The organism is Agrococcus jejuensis (assembly GCF_007679035.1).
Lineage (GTDB): Bacteria > Actinomycetota > Actinomycetes > Actinomycetales > Microbacteriaceae > Agrococcus > Agrococcus jejuensis_A.
In genome coordinates, this window is the sequence record NZ_VEFR01000002.1 from 665,841 (window position 1) to 684,153 (window position 18,313).

An 18,313-nucleotide genomic window follows, 5' to 3' on the forward strand; every position below is an offset into this window, starting at 1 on the left:
GCGAGCGCTCGGGGCGCGCATCCTCACGGAACTCGTGCGGCGTGGCGCGCCCCGAGCGCAGCGGAGCTCACTGCTGCTGCGCGTGCGGCGGCTGCGTCGGCGGTGGCGCCGTGGGGTTGGGCACCTGCTGCTCGGTCGGCCAGCCGTATGTCCACGGCTGGCCCTGCAGCGGCTGGCCCTGCCACTGCTGCGGCGGCACGGGCTGACCGGGCCAGGGCTGGTAGCCGGGCGGAGCCACGGCACCAGGATGCGGCATCCAGGCCTGTGCGGGCGGCATCGCCGCCGCCGGTGCGGCCTGGGCTGCGGCGGGCGCGGGCGAGGGTGCGGGTGCGGGTGCGGGCGGCGGCGCATCGAGCTGCCTGCGATTCCAGTACAGCAGCGTCGTGATGCAGGCGGCGAGCGCCGCGAGCACGACGGTGGCGACGGCGAAGCGCCAGTAGAGGTCGCCGATGCGCACGCCGAACGGCGTGATGGCGAGGTGCAGGGTGAGCAGCACGGCGGCGAGGCCCAGCAGCGCGGCGGCGACGACGCCCATGACCCTCGCGAGCGCGATGGCGCCGCGGCGGCCGAGTGCGACGAGTGCCCACGCGCCCGCCGCGGCGGCGCGCACGACGACGAACGCCAGCAGGAAGACGCCGAGCAGCGCGATGCCGAGCGGCGGCCCGTACGGATCGGGATTCGCGTAGTCGCACCCGTCGATCGGGTCGCAGATCGTCTCCGGCGGCAGGATGACGACGGGCTGCACCCATGTCGCGAGCATGAGCACGGCGAGCAGGTAGACGTTGGCGCAGACGCCGATCACGAGCGGCACCGATGACCGGCGCGAGAGCGACAGGTCGAGCGCCAGCAGGCCCGTGAAGGCGACGAAGGCGATGACCGTCCACACGACCCGCGGCGCCTGCGTGCCGATGTCGCCGACGAACACGAGCACGATCGTGAGCAGCGTCACGAGCACGAGCAGCACCATGCCGACGAGCAGCACGGGCTGGATGCCCAGGATGCGCATGGGCGGGCGGGGTCCGGCGGGTGGCGTCGGCATCGCTCGCGGCTGCGCTGCCTGCGGCTCGGCCGCGGCCGGCTGCGGCGCGGGCTCCTGCGAGGGTGCGGTGGGGTCGCTCATGACGGTCCTCTCGACGCCGTCACCTCATCACGCCGCGCTCCACGCGCTCTGCGAGGTGTGGATGAAGGCGCTGTGGCGACGCCTGTGGAGCCCGCCCGCGTCAGGGCCCGAACTCGCGTCGCACCTCGGCGATGCCGACGAGCTCCTGCTGCAGGGCGGCGTGCAGTCGCCCGCCCTCCGCGATCCATGCCGCCTCGTCGGGGAGCGCCGCGTCCCATGGCCGGTCCTGCCACGTCTCGCTCCACGCATGCAGCGCGTCACCGAGTGCCGCCGACAGCCCCAGGTCGCTCGGCGTCGGCATGTTCGGCTCGCCGTGCGTCTCCCAGAGTGGCCACCGTGCGCCCCAATCCACGAACATGCGGATGACGCGCCGACCATCCGGCAGCACCGGCGGCTGGCCGGTGCGCGTTCGCGCCCTGAGCAGCCGGTCCTGCATCTCCGCTCGGCGGCGCCACTGCTGCCGTGTGCGCGGCAGCTCGTGGTAGTCCATGCCCGAGAGCCACACGAGCCCCTCGGCACCGCGGTCGTCATGGCTCACGAGCGCGAGGGACCAGAGGAGCGCGTCGTCACGAGACAGGGTGCGAGCGGCCTCGAGCGCCTGCTCGATCGATGCGTCGAGCACGTCGGTCGTCGTCGTCGTCCCATGCGGCCCGTCGTACACCGTGAGCCGGTAGCGGGCGTCGTCGCGCTCCCAGGTCGACGAGCGCTCGTCGACCTGCTCCCAGCGCATGAGGACCTCGACCGCGTCAGGCCGCGGGCACCGTCGGGGGCACCTCGTCGGCGCGACGCGTGAGCACGACGGGGCCGTCCTCGGTGATCGCGACCGTGTGCTCCGAGTGCGCGGTGCGCGAGCCGTCGGCCGAACGCAGCGTCCACCCGTCGGCATCCATCCGCAGCTCGTCGGTGCCGGCCATGACCCACGGCTCGATCGCGAGCATCAGGCCCGGGCGCAGCGTGTAGCCGCGGCCCGCGGTGCCGTCGTTGGCGACGTGCGGATCCTGGTGCATCGTCGAGCCGATGCCGTGGCCGCCGAACTGGCCGTTCACCGAGAAGCCCGCGCCGCGCAGCACCTCGCCGATCGCGTTCGAGATGTCGCCGATGCGGTTGCCGACCTGCGCCTGCGCGATGCCCGCCTCGAGCGCGATCCTCGTGGCGTCGACGAGCGCGACGTCCTCGGGCCGCGTGCCGCCGACGCCGAACGTCAGCGCCGAGTCGCATGCCCATCCGTCGACGATCACGGCGATGTCGAGCGTCAGCAGCTCGCCCTGGCGCACGACCCGGTCGTACGGCTTGCCGTGCAGCACGGCATCCTCGACCGCGGTGCAGATGTGGAAGCCGAACGGACCGCGCCCGAACGACGGCGCGTAGTCGACGTAGCAGGACGTCGCGCCGGCGTCGCGGATCATCTCGGCGGCCCACGCGTCGATCTCGAGCAGGTTCGTGCCGGGCACGACGCGGTCGCGGATCGTCTGCAGGATGCGCCCGACGAGCTCGCCCGCGGGCTTCGCCGCCTCGACCTCGCGTGGGGACAGGATCTCGATCATGCTGCGCCTCCGGATGCGTGCCGGTCGCAGATGCCGGTGATCTCGATGGTGTGGTGGGGGTCGGTGTAGCCGTGCTTGGCGGCGACCTCGCGGGTCCACGCCTCCACGGGGTCGGCCTCGAGCTCGACCGTGCGGCCGCATTCGCGGCAGATGAGGTGGTGGTGGTGCGTCGGCGTGCACGCGCGGAAGACGGTCTCGCCGTCGTGCTGCACGGCGTCGGCCGCGCCGTCCTGCTCGAGCGTCGCGAGCGCGCGGTAGACGGTCGCGAGGCCCACGGTCGAGCCGGCGTCGCGCATCGCCGCGTGCAGCGACTGCGCCGACACGAAGCCGTCGGCGGCGTCGAGCGCCTCGCGCACGGCCTCGCGCTGCTTCGTGGATCGTCGGCGCACGTCGGTCATGATGCGACCACGCTACCGGCGGCGGCCGGTGCGGGCACCGTGCGGCGCTGCGGCACGAGGTGCGCGAGCCCCACGACGGCGGCGGCGATGAGCGTGATCGCACCGCCCGCCGACACCGACCAGGCGCGCGACACCAGCAGCCCGGCGACGGCGCACGCGATGCCGATGACGGGCGCGACCCACAGCATCGTCGTCGCCGAGCGCACGAGGCGACGCGCGGCCGCGGCGGGCGCGACGATGAGGCCGACGGCGAGGATGGCGCCGAGCGCGGGCATGATGGCGACGACGGTCGCGGCGATGAGCGCGAGCGACACCGCCTCCGCCCGAGCGGGCTTGAGACCCGCGGCGCGGAAGCCCGTCTCGTCGAAGGACGCGAAGAGCAGGTGCCGACCGTAGACGGCGATGACGACGATCGCCACGACGAGCACCGCGGCCGTGAGCCCGAGGTCAGCCGTCGTCGTCGCGAGGATCGTGCCGGTGAGGAACGAGCCGACGTCGATCGGCACGTGCGCGGCCGTCTCGGCGAACGATCCGACGGCGAAGCCCGCGGTGAGCATGATGCCGGAGGCGACGGCGGAGCCCTGCGTGGGGATCCGGCCGATGAGCGTCGCGATGAGCACGAGCGCCACGGCGGTCGCGGCGGCGCCGAGCGGGATCGAGACGCCGAGGATCGCGGCGAGCACCGCGCCGGGGAACGTCGCGTGCGTGAGCGACATCGTGAAGAAGGCGCGGCCGCGCAGCACGACGAGCACGCCGACGAGGCCCGCGAGCGCGCCGGCGAGCACCGCCTCGAGCAGCGCACGGGTGAAGTAGTCCAGGCTCACGCGGCCACCCTCCGCGCCAGCGCGCCCTCGCGCACGGCGCCGACGGCGAGGGCGACGAGGTAGGCGGCGAGCATCGTGAGCGCGACGATCGACGACGGCGACGCCTGCACCCCCGCGCTCGACGCCGCGAACGCGACCGACATCCCGAGCCACGACGCGACGGCGGCGATGCCCGTCGCGACGAGGGCGCCGGGCACGACGTGGCGCGTGACGGCACGGGATGCGGCGGCGGGCACGATGAGCACCGCGAGCACCAGCAGGGTGCCGACGGCGGCGGATGCGGCGACGACGACGAGGGCGACCGCGACGTTGGCGACGACGTCGGTGACGCGCACCGGCACGCCCGCGATGCGTGCGGCCTGCTCGTCGAACGCACGCAGCACCTGCCAGCGCCACGTCGCCACGACCCCGGCGGCGGCGAGCGCGACGATGCCCACCGAGAGTCCGAGCTGCGCATCCGTGACCGTGAGCAGGCTGCCGAAGAAGAACGACTCCATCTGGCCCGCCCACTCCGAGCGCAGCGACACGAGCACGACGCCGAGCGAGAAGCAGGCCGTGAGCACGATCGCGACGCCCGTCTCGGTGCCCGTGCGGCGCGCGATCGCGACGAGCACGAGCGCGGCGACCACGGCGGCGACGAGCGCGCCCGGCAGGATGCCGCCCGCGCCCGCGACGATGAAGCCGATCACGAGGCCCGGGAAGACCGCGTGCGTGAGGCCGTCGGAGGCGAACTCGAGCCTGCGCAGGTTCACGATCGTGCCGACGGTGCCGGCCGCGACGGCGAGCACGAGCAGCAGCACGAGCGGCCGCAGCATGAACGGCAGCTGGAAGGGCGTGACGAGGTCGAGCACGTCAGCGGGGGTCGTGCTCGTGGGCGTCGTCGTGCTCGCGGTGCTCGGCGTGCCCGTGCTCGACGGCGTGGTGCTCGGCGGTCGCGAGCGTGTGGCCGTCGATCTCGACGGCGTGGTGCTCGAAGGCCTTGCGCACCTGCTCGAGCGTCAGCACGCACGCCGTGTCGTCGAACGCGATCTGCTCGCGGTCGATGAGCAGGGTGCGCTCGCACACCGCACGGGCGAGCTCGAGGTCGTGCGTCGTCACGACGAGGCCGACGCCCGCGAGCTTGAGGCGCTCGATCGCGTCGAGCAGCGACTGCCTGCTGGCGGCGTCGAGGCCGTTGAACGGCTCGTCGAGCAGCAGCAGCGCCGGCTCGCCCGCGATCGCGCGCGCGAGGAGCCCGCGACGCTGCTGGCCGCCGGAGAGGTCGCCGAAGCGGGCCTTGCGATGCGCGGTCAGGCGCACGGTCTCGAGCGCCTGCGCCACCGCATCCCGGTCGGCGCGACCCGGCCAGCGCAGGCCGAGGCGCGCGGTGCGGCCCTGCATCACGACCTGCTCGAGCGAGATCGGGAACGAGCCGTCCGTCGTCGTCGACTGCGGCAGCATGCCGATGGCGCCCGCGCCCGTCGGCACCTCGAAGCGGTCGGCGTCGTGCGGCACGAGGCCGAGCAGGCCGTCGAGCAGCGTCGACTTGCCCGCGCCGTTCGGCCCGACGAGCGCGACGGCCTCGCCCGGCTCGACCGCGAACGTCACGCCGGACAGCACCGTGCGCCCTCCCCTGCGGAAGGACGCACGATCGATGCTGACGATGCTCACCTACGCGAGGCTATCCGGCACCGGCAGGGGCTCGACGCCCCACGACTCGACGATGAGGGTCACGTTGTGGATGACGCTGCCCACGTAGGTCGCGCCGGGCGTGCCCGAGGCACCCAGCGAGTCGGCGTAGAGCGCGTCCTCGCCCGAGTACACCTCGACGTCGGCCTCCGACGCGATCGTCTCGGCGATCTGCGGGTCGATGCTCGTCTCGGAGAAGACGGCGCGCACGCCGGACTCGCGGATGGCGGCGACGAGGGCGTCGATGTCGGCGGCGCTGGGCTCGGCGTTGTCGTCGAACGCGGGCATCACCGAGCCGACGATCGTGATGCCGGTCGCCTCGGCGAGGTACGAGAACGTGTCGTGGTTCGTCACGAGCAGACGCTGCTCGGCCGGCACCTGCTCGATGGAGGCGTGCACCCACTCGTCGAGGGCCTCGAGCTGCGCGACGTAGTCGGCCGTCGACGCCTCGATCGCGTCGGCGTCCGCCGCGTCGGCGGCCGCGAGCGCCGTGCCGATCGTCTCTGCCATGTGGACGACCTGGTGCGGGTCGCTCCACACGTGGGGGTCGGTGCCGCCGTGGTCGTGGTCGTCGTGGCCCTCCTCGGCCTCGGCCGACTCGGACGCGGCGGGCTCGGAGGCCTCGGCCGACTCGTCGGCGTGCTCCTCGTCGGCGTGCTCCTCGCCCTCGGCGCCGTGGTCGTGCGCCTCGCCCTCGTGCAGGTGCACGTCGGCCGACGCATCCACGAGCTCGCCGTCGAAGCCCGAGGCCTCGATCGTGTCGTCGAGCCACTCCTCGAGGCCCGCGCCGTTGATCACGAGCACGTCGGCGTTCGCGAGGGCCGTGAGCGCCTCGGGCGTCGGGTCGTACGAGTGCGCGGACTGGCCGGGCTGCAGCAGCTGCGTGACCTCTGCGTCGTCGCCGACGATCTCGCGCACGACGTCGCCCATCTGGGTCGTCGTCGCGACGACCCGCAGCGTGCCGTCGTCGGCGCCCGTGCCGGCCGAGGTCGAGCAGCCGGCGAGCGCGATGACGGATGCGGCGAGGGCCGCGGGCAGCGCGATGCGCGTGAGGGAGCGAGGCATGGAGACGACGCTACTCGCGAATGAGAACCGTTGTCAAAACGAAGGGGCCCGCGCCGCGGCGACCCCACAGGACGAGGCGGGGCTCGGCCCTCTCGGACCGAGCCCCGCCTCGTCGCGTCGGGCTACGACCGACGACGGCGCACGAGGAGCGCGCCCGCGAGGAGCAGCAGCAGCGCACCGCCGAGCAGCGCGAGCGGCAGCTCGACGCCCGTCTGCGGCAGCGGCACGGGCGCCGGAGCGACCACGACCGGCAGCGCGAGCGGGAAGTCCGCCGTCAGCACGGACTCGCCGGGACCGACCACGACGGCCAGCTCGGCACCGCCCTGCGTCACCTCGTAGCCCTCGGGCACCGTCGACAGGTCGATGCGCACGACGTACTCGCCGGGGGCGACGTCCTCGAAGAGGTAGCGGCCGTCGGCATCCGTGACCGTCTCCGCCACGACGCGACCCTGCGCGTCGACGAGGCGCACCGTGACGCCGCCGATGCCGGCCTCGCCGGCATCCTGCACGCCGTCGCGGTCCTCGTCGTGGAAGACGGTGTCGCCGACCTCGCCCGTGGGCACGAGGCCGTGCTCGACCGAGCCGGTGCCGTCGACCGGCACCTGCACGACGACCGCCGCGGGCGTGGAGCCCACGAGGTGGGGCGGCACGGTGTCGAGGTCGACGCGCACCGTCCAGTCGCCAGCAGGCACGTTCGGCAGCGTCCACGCGCCATCGGCGTCCGTCACGACCGTCAGCTCGATCGGGCCGAGCGGACCCTCCCAGACCACGATCACCGTGACGTCGGGGATGCCGGGCTCGCCCGCGTCGCGCACGCCGTCGCCGTCCTCGTCGACCCACACGACGCCCGAGAGCATCTGCGTGCCGACGACCGCGAAGTCGACGTCGTCGCGCGCCTCGCCGGAGCCGACGGGAGCGAAGGCCTCCGTCGCATCGCCGCCGTCGAGGTCGCTCGAGGGAGCCGTGCCGCCCGGCAGGGTCGTCGCGTCGTAGCCGACGACCACGGGGCCGGCAGGCAGGCCGCCGACGCCGTACTGCCCGAGGGCGTCCGTCTCGACCTCGACGACGAGGTCGTCGTCGGTGCCGGAGATGCCGTCGACGCCGGGCAGGGTCACGGTGACCGTGACGCCGCCCACGCCGGGCTCGCGCTCGCCCTGCACGCCGTCGCCATCCACGTCGAGCCAGATCGTGTCGCCGACGCTCGCGTCGCCCACGAAGCCGAAGTCCTGGCCGAGGTCCTGCTCGCCGGGCTCGAGCTCGACGAGCGAGCCGAGCTCGCCACCGTCGGGGTCGGCCGAGGCGACGAGGCCCGCGGGGACGCCCGCGAGGGACACCTGGAACGAGCCGGCGGGCAGCCCGCCGACCTCGTAGGAGCCGTCGTCCGCCACCGTGGTCGTCCACGAGCGGTCGTCCTCGGTGCCCGCGACGCCGTCGGGGCCGGCCCAGACGATCGTCACGACGACGCCCTCGAGACCGGGCTCGCCGGCGTCGCGGACGCCATCGCCGTCCAGGTCGAGCCACACGAGGTCGCCGATGATGCCGGATCCGGCGTAGCCGAAGTCCTGGTCGAGGCGCTCGAGGCCCGTCCCGCCGTCGAGCGTCACGATGCTCGAGCCGTCGGGGTCGACCTTGTCGCCCGCGTCGACCGTCGGAGCCAGGCCGGCGGGGATGCCCTCGCCCACCTCGACCGCGTACGTGCCGGTCGGCAGGCCCGTGAGCAGGTAGCGGCCGTCCGCGTCCGTCGGCAGCGTCGGCAGCACGACGTCGTCGGCCGTGCCGCGCTCACCGTCGGGACCGAACCACGTCACCGTGGTCGAGACGCCCACGAGGCGCGGCTCGCCGTCCTCGTCGATGCCGTCCGCGTCGTCGTCCCACCAGATGGTGTCGCCGAGCGCGCCGGCGCCCTGGTAGCCGAAGTCGAGGTCGAGGCGCTCGCGCACCTCGCCGTCGAGCACGAACCCGGCGATGGAGTCGCCGTCGCCGTCGGGGTCGGTGACGTTCGTCGCCGTGCCCGTCACGCCGTCCACGACCCGCACGACGTACGCGCCGTCGGGCAGCCCCTCGAAGCGGTACGCGCCGTTCGCATCCGTCGTCGTCGTGAACACGAGGTCGTCGCCGCCGGAGGCGCCGTCGCGACCGAGCCAGGTGAGCTCCACCTGCTGCCCGGGCACGCCAGGCTCGCGGTCGCCCTGCGCGCCGTCGCCGTCGAGGTCGAGCCACACGAGGTCGCCGACGACGCCGGCACCGCGGTAGCCGAAGTCGGCCGTCGTGTGCTCGTCGCCCTCCTCGAGCACGGCGAGGGAGGCGCCATCGCGGCCACCGTCCTCGTCGAACGTCGCGGCGAGGCCGCCAGGCAGCGTCGATGCGTCGACGCGCACGCGGTAGTCGCCCGCGGGCAGGTTCGCGAAGCCGTAGGCGCCGTCGGCGTCGGTCGTCGTGGTGAACGTGACGTCGTCGGCCGAGTCGAGGACGCCGTCGACGCCCTCCCACTCGAGCGCCACGGTCACGCCGCCGAGGCCGTGCTCGGCGTCGCCCTGCTCGCCGTCGCCGTCCTGGTCGAGCCAGACGAGGTCGCCGAGCGAGGCCGAGCCGCGAACGCCGAAGTCGACGTCGGTGCGGGCGTCGCCGGTGGCGAGGTCGAGCGTGGTCGTGCCGTCGGCGTCCTCGTCGAGGTCGTGCGTCCACGTCACGCCCGGAGGCAGCGTCGCCGCGTCGACCGCGATGGTCACGGTGCCGGCGGGGAGGCCCGTGAAGGCGTAGGCGCCGAGGGCGTCGGTCGTCGTCGTGAGCACGACGTCCTCGAGCCCCTCGCGCACGATCGTGAGCGTGACGGTGACGCCGGCGAGGCCGGGCTCGCCGGAGCCCTGCACGCCGTCGCCGTCGAGGTCGAGCCACACGAGGTCGCCGACCGAGGCCGAGCCGCGGTAGCCGAAGTCCTGCAGCAGCGAGCCGGCAGCGCCGAGCTCGACGATCGAGACGCCGGGCGTGCCGGTGCCGTCGAAGTCCGCGGTGGGCGTGACGCCGTCGGGCAGACCCTCGCCGATCGTGACGGTCCAGATGCCCTCGACGACCTCGGTGAAGAGGTAGTCGCCGTCGGCGTCGGTCGTCGTGGTGAAGACGAGGCCGTTGGGGCCCGTGGCCGTCACGGTGACGCCCTCGAGACCGGGCTCGGCCGGCCCCTGCACGCCGTCGCCGTCGAGGTCGAGCCACACGCGGTCGCCGAGGAGCACGTCGGCGCGGTAGCCGAAGTCGATCGTCGCGAGCGTCTGGCCGGCGCCGAGCGAGCCGGACGCGACGGAGTCGCCGTCCTCGCCCGCTGCGGCATCCGGGTCGAACGAGTTCGTCACGCCCGCGGGCAGGGCGCCCGTCACGCGCACGACGTAGTCGCCGGCCGGCAGGTTCGCGAAGCCGTAGATGCCGTCGTCGCCCGTCGTCGTCGTGAACGTCGAGACCTCGCCCGTCCGACCGGTGAAGGTCAGCTCGACCGTCACGCCCACGAGTCCGGGCTCGCCGGCGTCCTGCACGCCGTCGCCGTCCTGGTCGAGCCAGATGCGGTCGCCGATCGACCCTGCGCCCGCGAAGCCGAAGTCCTGGTCGAGGTTCGACGGTGCGGTCGCCGAGAGCGTCGCGCTCGACGTGAGGTCGAGCTCGTCGTTCGAGACGGCCGAGACCTGCTGGTACGACCCGAGGGAGTCGCCCGGCACCACGCGGACGTCGTAGACGCCCCACGGGAGCGCGCCGAGGCGCCAGCGACCGGCGTCGTCGGTCGTCACGACCTGCACGACGGGGGCGCCGGTGCCGTCGGGCCCGAGCCACGTGACCCGCACGTCGACGTCGGGGATGCCGGCCTCGCCGACGTCCTGCACGCCGTCGCGGTCCTGGTCGAACCAGACGAGGTCGCCGAGCGAGCCGAGGCCGCGGAAGGCGAGGTCGACGTCGCGTCGCGCCTCGTCCTCGCCGAGCGAGCCGATCCAGACGCCGTCGGCGGCGCCGGACTGACCGGGACCGTCGGAGGTCGGCACGAGGCCGGAGCCTGCGATCGCCTGCGCCGAGCGATCCACCGACACCACGTAGGCGCCGCCGGGCAGGTGCTCCACGAGGTAGACGCCGTTCGCGTCGGTCGTGACGGTGCGCGACTCGTCGTCGCCACCGCCCAGCACCCCATCGGCGCCGAGGTAGGTCACGGTCACCGGGACGCCTGCCAGTCGCGGCTCGCCCGCGTCGATCGCGCCGTCGCCATCGACGTCGTACCAGAGCGTGTCGCCGATCGACGCGAGGTCGAGCTCGACCTCCACGACGTCCTCGCCCGCGTCGTACGCGGGATAGGTGCGCTCGGGCTCTGCCTCGCGCGTCGCCTCGGGCAGGCCGAAGCCGCCGGCTGCCGCCGTGTTCACGATCTCGGCGCCGTCGACCTCCTGCTCCTCGTCCCAGCCTGCCGGCACGGTGAACGCGTAGGTCAGCGTGACGCTGCCGCCCGCGGGGATGGGGCCTGCGACGAACCACTCGAGCGAGCCGTCGCTCGGGTCGCCGTCGACGAGGGTCGCGCCGTCGACGCCCGCGATCGCGTACTCGCCGAGCGAGCCGGCGACGACGACGTCGTCGGTGATGGAGACGTCGTACGCCGGGCTCGTGCCCGTGTTCGACACGACGATCCGGTAGGTCAGCTGCTCTCCGGGCACCGCGCGGCGCTCGGCGACCCAGGCGTCGCCCCGGGCGACGTCCTTCGCGATCGACAGGACGGGCTCGACGATCGTCGTCTGCGCGCGCGCCGGCTCGGTCACGACGTCGGACGACGTCGGGACGGTCGTGGGCGTGCCCTGCACCCGATCCTCGAGGTTCGAGCGCACGACGGCCGAGTTCGCCACGACGTCGCCGGACGACAGGTCGTCGGTGACGTGCGCGGCGTAGACGATGCGCACGACCCGCTCGACGGGCTGGGCCGTCACGTCGCCGATGACGAAGGCGACCTGCCCGTTCGCGCCCTCGATGGTCGTGACCGGGATCGACGACGACACGAGGCCGTCGAAGGCGATGCCGGCGGGGAGCTGGTCGACGACGGTGACGTCGTACGACTGCGTGCTCGCCGGGATCGTCACGTCGACCGTGTACGCGAGGCTCTGGCCGATCGTCGCCTGCGGGAGGTCGACCGACTTCGTCAGCGAGATCTGCGGGGCGTTGACCGACACGTTGCTGCCGGCGCTCACGGTGGAGCCCGTCTCACGACCGGGCGTGCCCGTCGGCGTCGTCGACGAGGTGACGCTCGCGACGTTGCGCAGCGACGAGCCGCTCGTCAGCGGGTCGGAGACGACGGCCGGGATGCGCAGGTCGATGCGTTGGCCCGGCTGCACGGTGTCGAAGGTCCACGCGATCGTGCGCGACTCCTGGTCCCACATGCCGCCGTTCGGCAGCTGCTGGTCCTCGGTGACGGGTGCGCCGTTCGCGTCGGTCGGCGTGATGTCGACCGGCATCTGGTCGACGACGCGCACCTGGTGCGCGACCGAGCGGCCGGCAGCGTTGCCCACGCTCACGATGTAGGCGATCGACTCGCCGGGCTGCACGCGCTGCGCGCCGCCCTCGACGACCTTGGCGATCGTGACCTGCGGCTCGACGATCGTCACGCGCGTCGTGTTGGACGAGACCGTGCCGCCGCCGTTCCACAGCAGCTGTGCCGTGTTCGATCGGTTGACGCCGTGCGCGTTGCCCGCGACGTCCGTCACGCGCGCGGAGATGCGGACCTCCAGCACGTCGTCTCCCGAGCCCGCCGCGTTCAGGTAGGGGGCGTCGCGCGTGATGCTCACGAGCTGACCCGACGTGGTGAGCTGCCAGCCCTGCGGCAGGGCGCCGCCGTTCAGGGTCGCGGTCGGCGCGCCCGTGATCTGCAGCCCCGTCGGCAGCGTGTCGCGCAGCGAGCCGGCGGGCAGCGTCGTGCCTGCCGGGATCGTCGCGGTGACGACGTACGAGACCGTCTCGCCGATCGTGGCCTGGTTGGCCGCGGCGTTGCCGGCCTCGGCGATCGAGGTCGTCTGCGACTTCACGACCGTGGGCGCCACGATGCGCACCGTCTCGTCGCTCGTGGTGCCGGGCGTGTACGGCGTCTCGGTGCCCTGGTTCGAGACGACGACGAACCGGTCGAGCGTCGCGACGTTCCTGAGCGCCGCGCTCGGCGCGAAGGTGCTGGGCACCGTCACCGAGTAGTCGAAGGTCGCAGTGGCGCCTGCTGCCAGCGTGAAGAGCGGCCACGCGAGCACGGTGCGGCCCGCGCCGTTCGTCGACACCGTCGCCGTGCCGGGGTTCGTCACGTCGGCGGGTGCGATGCCCGCGGGCAGCACGTCGGTCACGGCCACGTCCTCGACCGGGACGGCGCTCGGGTTCGCGACCGTCACGCGGTACGGCACGACGTCGCCGCCGCGCACCGTCGACGAGGCGCCCGGGACGAGCGACTTGTCGATCGTCAGGCTCGGCGCCTGGAAGACCGCGGTCGCGTCGTCGCGCAGCTGCAGGACGTCGCCGGACGTGTTGCGGTACGAGAGCTTCGCGAGGTTGGAGGTCAGGTCGCCGGACTGCCGGGCCGTGGCATCCGTGACGGTCGTCGGGATGATGGCGACGAACGTGCGGCTCGTCGCGGCGGCATCCACGGTGCCGAGGTTCCAGGTGATCGTCTGTCCGTCGACCGTCGGCTGCGCACCGGGCTGCACCGTGCCCGGGTAGGTCGCATCGCCGGCGGCGTAGGTGAAGCCTGCCGGCAGGAAGTCGGTGACGACGACGTCGAGCGTGTCGAGCTCTGCCGGGAAGACCGCCGTGATCCGCCAGCACACGCGGTCGCCGACCGTGAAGGCCCCGGTGGCCGTCTGGCTCGACCAGTCCGCGTCGGCGACGGCCGAGCAGTCGAGCGTCGCGCCGGCCGCCGGCGCGTTCGCGACGTCCTTGCTGAGGGTCACGAGGCCGGTGGTCTGGCCCGCGGCCGACGCGTCGACGATCTCGAGCTGCGAGGTGGAGCCGTCGTTCGCGGTGATGACCGTGGCCGTCGTCGACAGGGTCACGTCGTTGGTCCACGAGTCGGCCGCCGACACGGGACCGGCGCCGAGGTAGTCGGTGCGCGTCGTCGTCGTGTACGAGATGGTCTGCGTGCCGTTGCGGTCGGCGAATCCGGGAAGCACCCAGGTGACGACCTCGTGGCCGTCGACGACCTCCACGGTGTGCGGCGTCGCGCTGCCCGTGAAGTCGAGGGAGGTGGGGATGGTGTCCACGACCGTGATCTCGCCGGTCGCCGTCGCGTACTCGCTCGACTCGACGAGCAGGGTCCACGTGCTCGAGGCGCCCTGCTGCGACGTGGCCTGCTGCACCGACTTGTGGATCGACACGTCCTCGGCGACGACCTCGTGCGTCGTCGTCACGGTGCGCGCGGCGCCGAGCGTCGTGCCGGTGACGGCGACGTGGTTCACGAGCGACTGCTCGTCGGTCGTCAGCGCGCCCGTGTTGTTGCCCAGGTTGGCCGTCGAGACCTCGGGGGCCGGCATGGCGTTCTGGCGCAGGGGCACGGCGGCCGCGTAGTCGATGCGCACCTCGCTGCGGGCCTGCAGGGTCGTGGGCACGCCGGCGGCGGCGAGCGTCGCGGTCGACCACTCGACGCGCGTGTAGACGCCGAACGACAGCGGACCGGCGGCGCCGTCGGGGTCGACCTCGACGGTCGTCACGCTCGTCGGCGTGACGCAGGGGTTCGCGAAGCGGTCGGCCGTGATCGTCGGGATGCGCCCAGCGCCCGGGTACTCCTCGGTGTCGGCAGGGCTGGCGTCGACCACGCCGCAGCCGAGGAACTCCAGGCCCGCGGGCAGGTGATCGACGATCGAGACGCCCGACGTGGGGGTCTCGAGGTTGTTGCGCACCGTGAGGGTGTAGACGGTCGCGTGGTCCTGCACGCCCCGCAGCAGCTCGGCCTCCGCGCTCGGCTCGGACTTCGTCACCTCGAACGCCGCGAGCTCCGTGGTGCCGGATGCGGTGTTCGCGCCCGTCTCGCCATCGAGGTCGGGGGCGCCCGCCGCCGTGAAGGCGGCGAGGTTGCGCGGGTTCGTCGAAGCGGCGGCAGCGAGGTCGACGAGCACGTCGTCGCCGATCGTGAAGGCCGGCGGTGCGAGGAACGTGACGTCGAGCGCGACGGTCGCGCCCGCGACGAGGTCGGCGACGTTCGTCCAGACGGCCATGACGCGCCCGTCCTGCAGCGTGGTGACGGTCGGCGCGGGCATGTTCTCGCTCGCCGTCGCGACGCTGCCGACCGGCGTGCCGGCGGGCAGGAAGGCGCGGAACGCGAGGTTGTAGGCGTTCGTCGTCGTCTCGTTGCTCGCCGAGAAGGTGACGGCCACCCGGTCGCCGAACAGCGTCGTGGTCGGCACGCCGGCGTCGGCGCCGATGACGATGGCGCCGGTCGGCTCCGCCGCGGCCTGCGGCGCGGATGCGGTGATGGGTGCGACGAGGGGCGCGACGACGAGCGTCGAGAGCGCGAGGGCAGCGGTGAGCGCGCGCAGGATGCGACGGGGCATGGGGTCTCCGAGGACAGTCCACGGACGTCCACGCCGCCGCGGTGTTCGTGCGCCAGCAAGGAGTGACGCATGCTCACAGTTTCGCGAGCATCGCTCACTCTATACGGGGGACACGATGATGCAAGCGCTCCTCGCGATCCGTCCCCCGATCGAGGGACGCCGGGTGACGGGCAGCGCGCCGCGCCGCCCTATCCTGAGCCGCATGGACACGCGACCGGCGATCCTCCTCGCCGCCTCCGACGCCGCCGACTCGATCGAGCGGGAGTTCCGCGCCCGGTACGACCGCGACTACCGCATCGAGATGCTGCCCGATGCGGCGACGACGCTCGCGCGCCTCGCCGAGCTGCTCGACGCCGGCACCGCCATCGCGATGCTCGGCGCCGAGCGCACGCTGCCCGACGCATCCGGCCTCGAGCTGCTGCGCGCCACGCAGCACCTGGCGCCGGCCGCCCGACGCGTCACGCTGCTCGTGCCCGGCGAGTACGTCGACGCCATCGAGGAGATGCGGCTCGCGATGCTGCGCCGCGACATCGACACGTTCGTGGGCGTGCCGCGCGGCAAGCGCGACGAGGAGTTCCACATCGCGCTCACCGAGCTGCTCTCGGAGTGGGGCTGGTCGGTCGCCGGCCCCGTCGTGTCATCGGCCGACATCGTCGCCGAGCCCGGCGACCGCCGCGTCGGCGCCATCCGCGACCTGCTCGACCGGCTCGGCATGCCCAACCGCACGCTCGCGCCCGACGACCCCGAGGCGCTCGAGATGCTCGTGCTCGCGGGCCCCGACCCCGTCTTCCCGCTCGTGCGCTCGTTCACGGGGCAGGTGCTGCAGGATGCGACGCCCGCGAAGGTGAGCGAGGCGATGTACGGCGGGTTCGACGAGATCCCCGACGGCGAGGTCGCCGACGTCGTCGTCGTCGGCGCGGGGCCGGCCGGCCTCGCCGCCGCGGTCTACGCCGCATCCGAGGGGCTCTCGACGATCGTGCTCGAGGGCGACGCCATCGGCGGGCAGGCCGGATCGTCGTCGATGATCCGCAACTACCTCGGCTTCCCGCGCGGCATCTCGGGCATGCGGCTCGCGCAGCGCTCGCGCATCCAGGCGTCGCGCTTCGGCGCCCGCTTCTACACGGGCCGCGAGGCGATCCGCATCGAGCGGGGACCGGCGGACGAGCCCGAGCACCACCACGTCTTCGTCGACGGTGCGCAGATGTGCGCGCGCACGGTGATCCTGGCGACGGGCGTGCAGTACCGCCGCCTCGACGTGGCCGGCGTCGACGAGCACGTGGGCAACGGCGTCACCTACGGCTCGGCGACGACCATGGCCCGCGAGATGCAGGATCGCGACGTCTTCGTGGTCGGCGCCGGCAACTCGGCCGGGCAGGCGGCGGTGCACCTCGCGAAGTTCGCCCGCTCGGTCACGCTCGTCGCACGTCGCGGCGACCTGTCGGAGACCATGTCGGACTACCTGATCCGCGAGATCTCGGCGACGCCCACCGTGCACGTGCGCTGCCGCACGCGCGTCGTCGACGGCGGCGGGGATGCGCACCTCGAGCGGCTGACGCTCGAGGACCTCGACACCGGCGAGCGCGAGACGCTGCCCGCCGACGGCCTGTGCTGCATGCTCGGCGCCGAGCCCGCATGCGGGTGGCTGCCCGACGGCATCGCCTGCGACGCGCACGGCTTCGTGCTCACGGGCCGCGACGTGCCCAAGGACACGTGGGTCGACGGCCTGCCGCCCGCGAGCCTCGAGACGACGGTGCGCGGCATCTTCGCCGTCGGGGACGTGCGCGCCGGCTCGATGAAGCGCGTCGCCTCCGCCGCCGGCGAGGGTGCCTCGGCGCTGCCGCTCGTGCACGCGGAGCTCGCGCGCCCGCGAGCGCTGCAGCTCGTCGACTGAGCTCGCCAGCGCGGCCGGCTCCCGGATCCGGACGCGCCGTCAGCGGGTCGCCAGCGCGGCACCCATCGCCGCGACCGCCTCCTCGAGGATCGGCCTCGGCGTCGCGAACACGAGCCGCACGTGCCCCTCGGCGCCCGCACCGCACAGCGCGCCGTCGGTGAGGGCGACGCCTGCACGCTCGCGGAAGTACGTCGCCGGGTCGTCGAGCCCGAGGGCGGATGCGTCGAGCCATGCGAGGTAGGTCGCCTCGGGCGAGCGGTGCGCGACGCCCGGCAGGTGCTCGGCGACGAGGTCGGCGAGCACCCGGCGATTGGCGTCGAGGTAGTCGAGGGTGCCGTCGAGCCAGTCGGCGCCGCCCGCGTAGGCCGCCGTCGCGGCGACGACGCCGAGCGTCGACGCCCCGTGCACGACCGAGAAGCCGAAGCGGCCGTAGCGCTGCTCGTCGACCGCGTTCGACGTGATGAGCTGCGCCGCCTTGAGACCGGGCACGTTGAACGCCTTCGATGCGCTCGTGCCGGTGATCGCATGCGCTGCCGCAGCATCCGACACCGATGCGTACGGCACGTGCACGGCGTCGCCGAAGCGCACGTCGGCGTGGATCTCGTCGGCGAAGACGCGACCGCCGTGCCGCTCGACGACCTCGGCGATCGCGAGCAGCTCGTCGCGGGTCAGCACCGTGCCGGTCGGGTTGTGCGGGTTGCAGAGCACGAGCGTGCCCGCCCCGGCGGCGAAGGCCGCGTCGATCGCGTCGAGGTCGTGCTGCCAGCGGCCGTCGACGACGACGCCCGGCACCTCCACGACCTCGCGCCCGAGCGTCGGCAGGTACGTGAGGAACGGCATGTAGGCGGGCGTCGGCACGATGACGGCAGATCCTGCCGGCGAGTACTCGTCGACGGCGACGCGCAGCGCCGCCATGACGTCGGACACGGGGTGCACGCGTGCGGGGTCGATCGTCCAGCCGTGCCGCGCTCGCATCCACGCCGCCGTCGCCTCGCCCATGTCGGCCGCGACCGACGGCGCGAGGTAGCCGAGCACCTCGTCGGCGATCGCCCGCTGCAGCGCAGCCTGCACGACCGGCGCGGTGCCGAAGTCCATCTCGGCGACCCACGCCCCGATCGTGCCCTCGTGGAGGCTCCACTTGCGGCTCGACGGTCGCGCGAGCGTCGCGCGCGTGCGCAGGTCGAAGGGATGCGTCGGACAGTCGCTCACCATGCGCAGCGCCCGGCCCGGTCGATGGATGCCATGCCTCCACCGTCGCATCGCTCCGCG

General features: G+C 73.6%; 11 protein-coding genes. 1 reads left to right on the forward strand and 10 read right to left on the reverse strand.

Going from position 1 to position 18,313, the window contains the following annotated elements; translation table 11 throughout:
• Positions 1-67: 67 nt before the first annotated feature.
• The 9 genes from FS793_RS10020 to FS793_RS10060 all read right to left on the reverse strand — a co-directional run bounded on the left by FS793_RS10020 (position 68) and on the right by FS793_RS10060 (position 15,153).
• Positions 68-1,120 carry a hypothetical protein gene (locus FS793_RS10020; protein WP_144720331.1) on the reverse strand — a complete coding sequence of 351 codons (1,053 nt, stop codon included), beginning with the start codon at positions 1,118-1,120 and terminating at the stop codon, positions 68-70.
• A gap of 100 nt (positions 1,121-1,220) precedes the next feature.
• Entirely contained in the window at positions 1,221-1,850 is a 630-nt protein-coding gene (locus FS793_RS10025; RefSeq protein ID WP_144720332.1) for a hypothetical protein, read from the reverse strand.
• A gap of 16 nt (positions 1,851-1,866) precedes the next feature.
• Entirely contained in the window at positions 1,867-2,664 is a 798-nt protein-coding gene (map, locus tag FS793_RS10030; RefSeq protein ID WP_144720333.1) for a type I methionyl aminopeptidase, read from the reverse strand.
• Complete coding sequence (locus FS793_RS10035; RefSeq protein WP_186329437.1) at positions 2,661-3,062, reverse strand: Fur family transcriptional regulator; 402 nt, start codon at positions 3,060-3,062, stop codon at positions 2,661-2,663. The genes map and FS793_RS10035 overlap by 4 nt, the downstream gene beginning before the upstream one ends.
• Positions 3,059-3,886: a metal ABC transporter permease gene (locus FS793_RS10040; protein WP_144720334.1), complete on the reverse strand. Its 828-nt coding sequence runs from the start codon at positions 3,884-3,886 to the stop codon at positions 3,059-3,061. The genes FS793_RS10035 and FS793_RS10040 overlap by 4 nt, the downstream gene beginning before the upstream one ends.
• Positions 3,883-4,737 carry a metal ABC transporter permease gene (locus tag FS793_RS10045; protein WP_144720335.1) on the reverse strand — a complete coding sequence of 285 codons (855 nt, stop codon included), beginning with the start codon at positions 4,735-4,737 and terminating at the stop codon, positions 3,883-3,885. The genes FS793_RS10040 and FS793_RS10045 overlap by 4 nt, the downstream gene beginning before the upstream one ends.
• Position 4,738: 1 nt before the next feature.
• Positions 4,739-5,536, reverse strand: a complete 798-nt coding sequence (locus FS793_RS10050) for a metal ABC transporter ATP-binding protein (RefSeq protein ID WP_144720336.1) — start codon at positions 5,534-5,536, stop codon at positions 4,739-4,741.
• A complete protein-coding gene (locus FS793_RS10055) occupies positions 5,537-6,619 on the reverse strand; it encodes a metal ABC transporter substrate-binding protein (RefSeq protein WP_144720337.1) in 1,083 nt (360 codons plus the stop codon).
• Positions 6,620-6,741: 122 nt separating this feature from the next.
• A complete protein-coding gene (locus tag FS793_RS10060; protein WP_144720338.1) occupies positions 6,742-15,153 on the reverse strand; it encodes an SdrD B-like domain-containing protein in 8,412 nt (2,803 codons plus the stop codon).
• A gap of 202 nt (positions 15,154-15,355) precedes the next feature.
• On the opposite strand from FS793_RS10060, the gene FS793_RS10065 reads away from it, so the two are divergent.
• On the forward strand, positions 15,356-17,044 hold the full coding sequence (locus FS793_RS10065) for an FAD-dependent oxidoreductase (protein ID WP_144720339.1): 1,689 nt from the start codon (positions 15,356-15,358) through the stop codon (positions 17,042-17,044).
• A gap of 39 nt (positions 17,045-17,083) precedes the next feature.
• On the opposite strand, the gene FS793_RS10070 is transcribed toward FS793_RS10065, so the two are convergent.
• Complete coding sequence (locus FS793_RS10070) at positions 17,084-18,256, reverse strand: MalY/PatB family protein (RefSeq protein ID WP_144720340.1); 1,173 nt, start codon at positions 18,254-18,256, stop codon at positions 17,084-17,086.
• Positions 18,257-18,313: the final 57 nt, after the last annotated feature.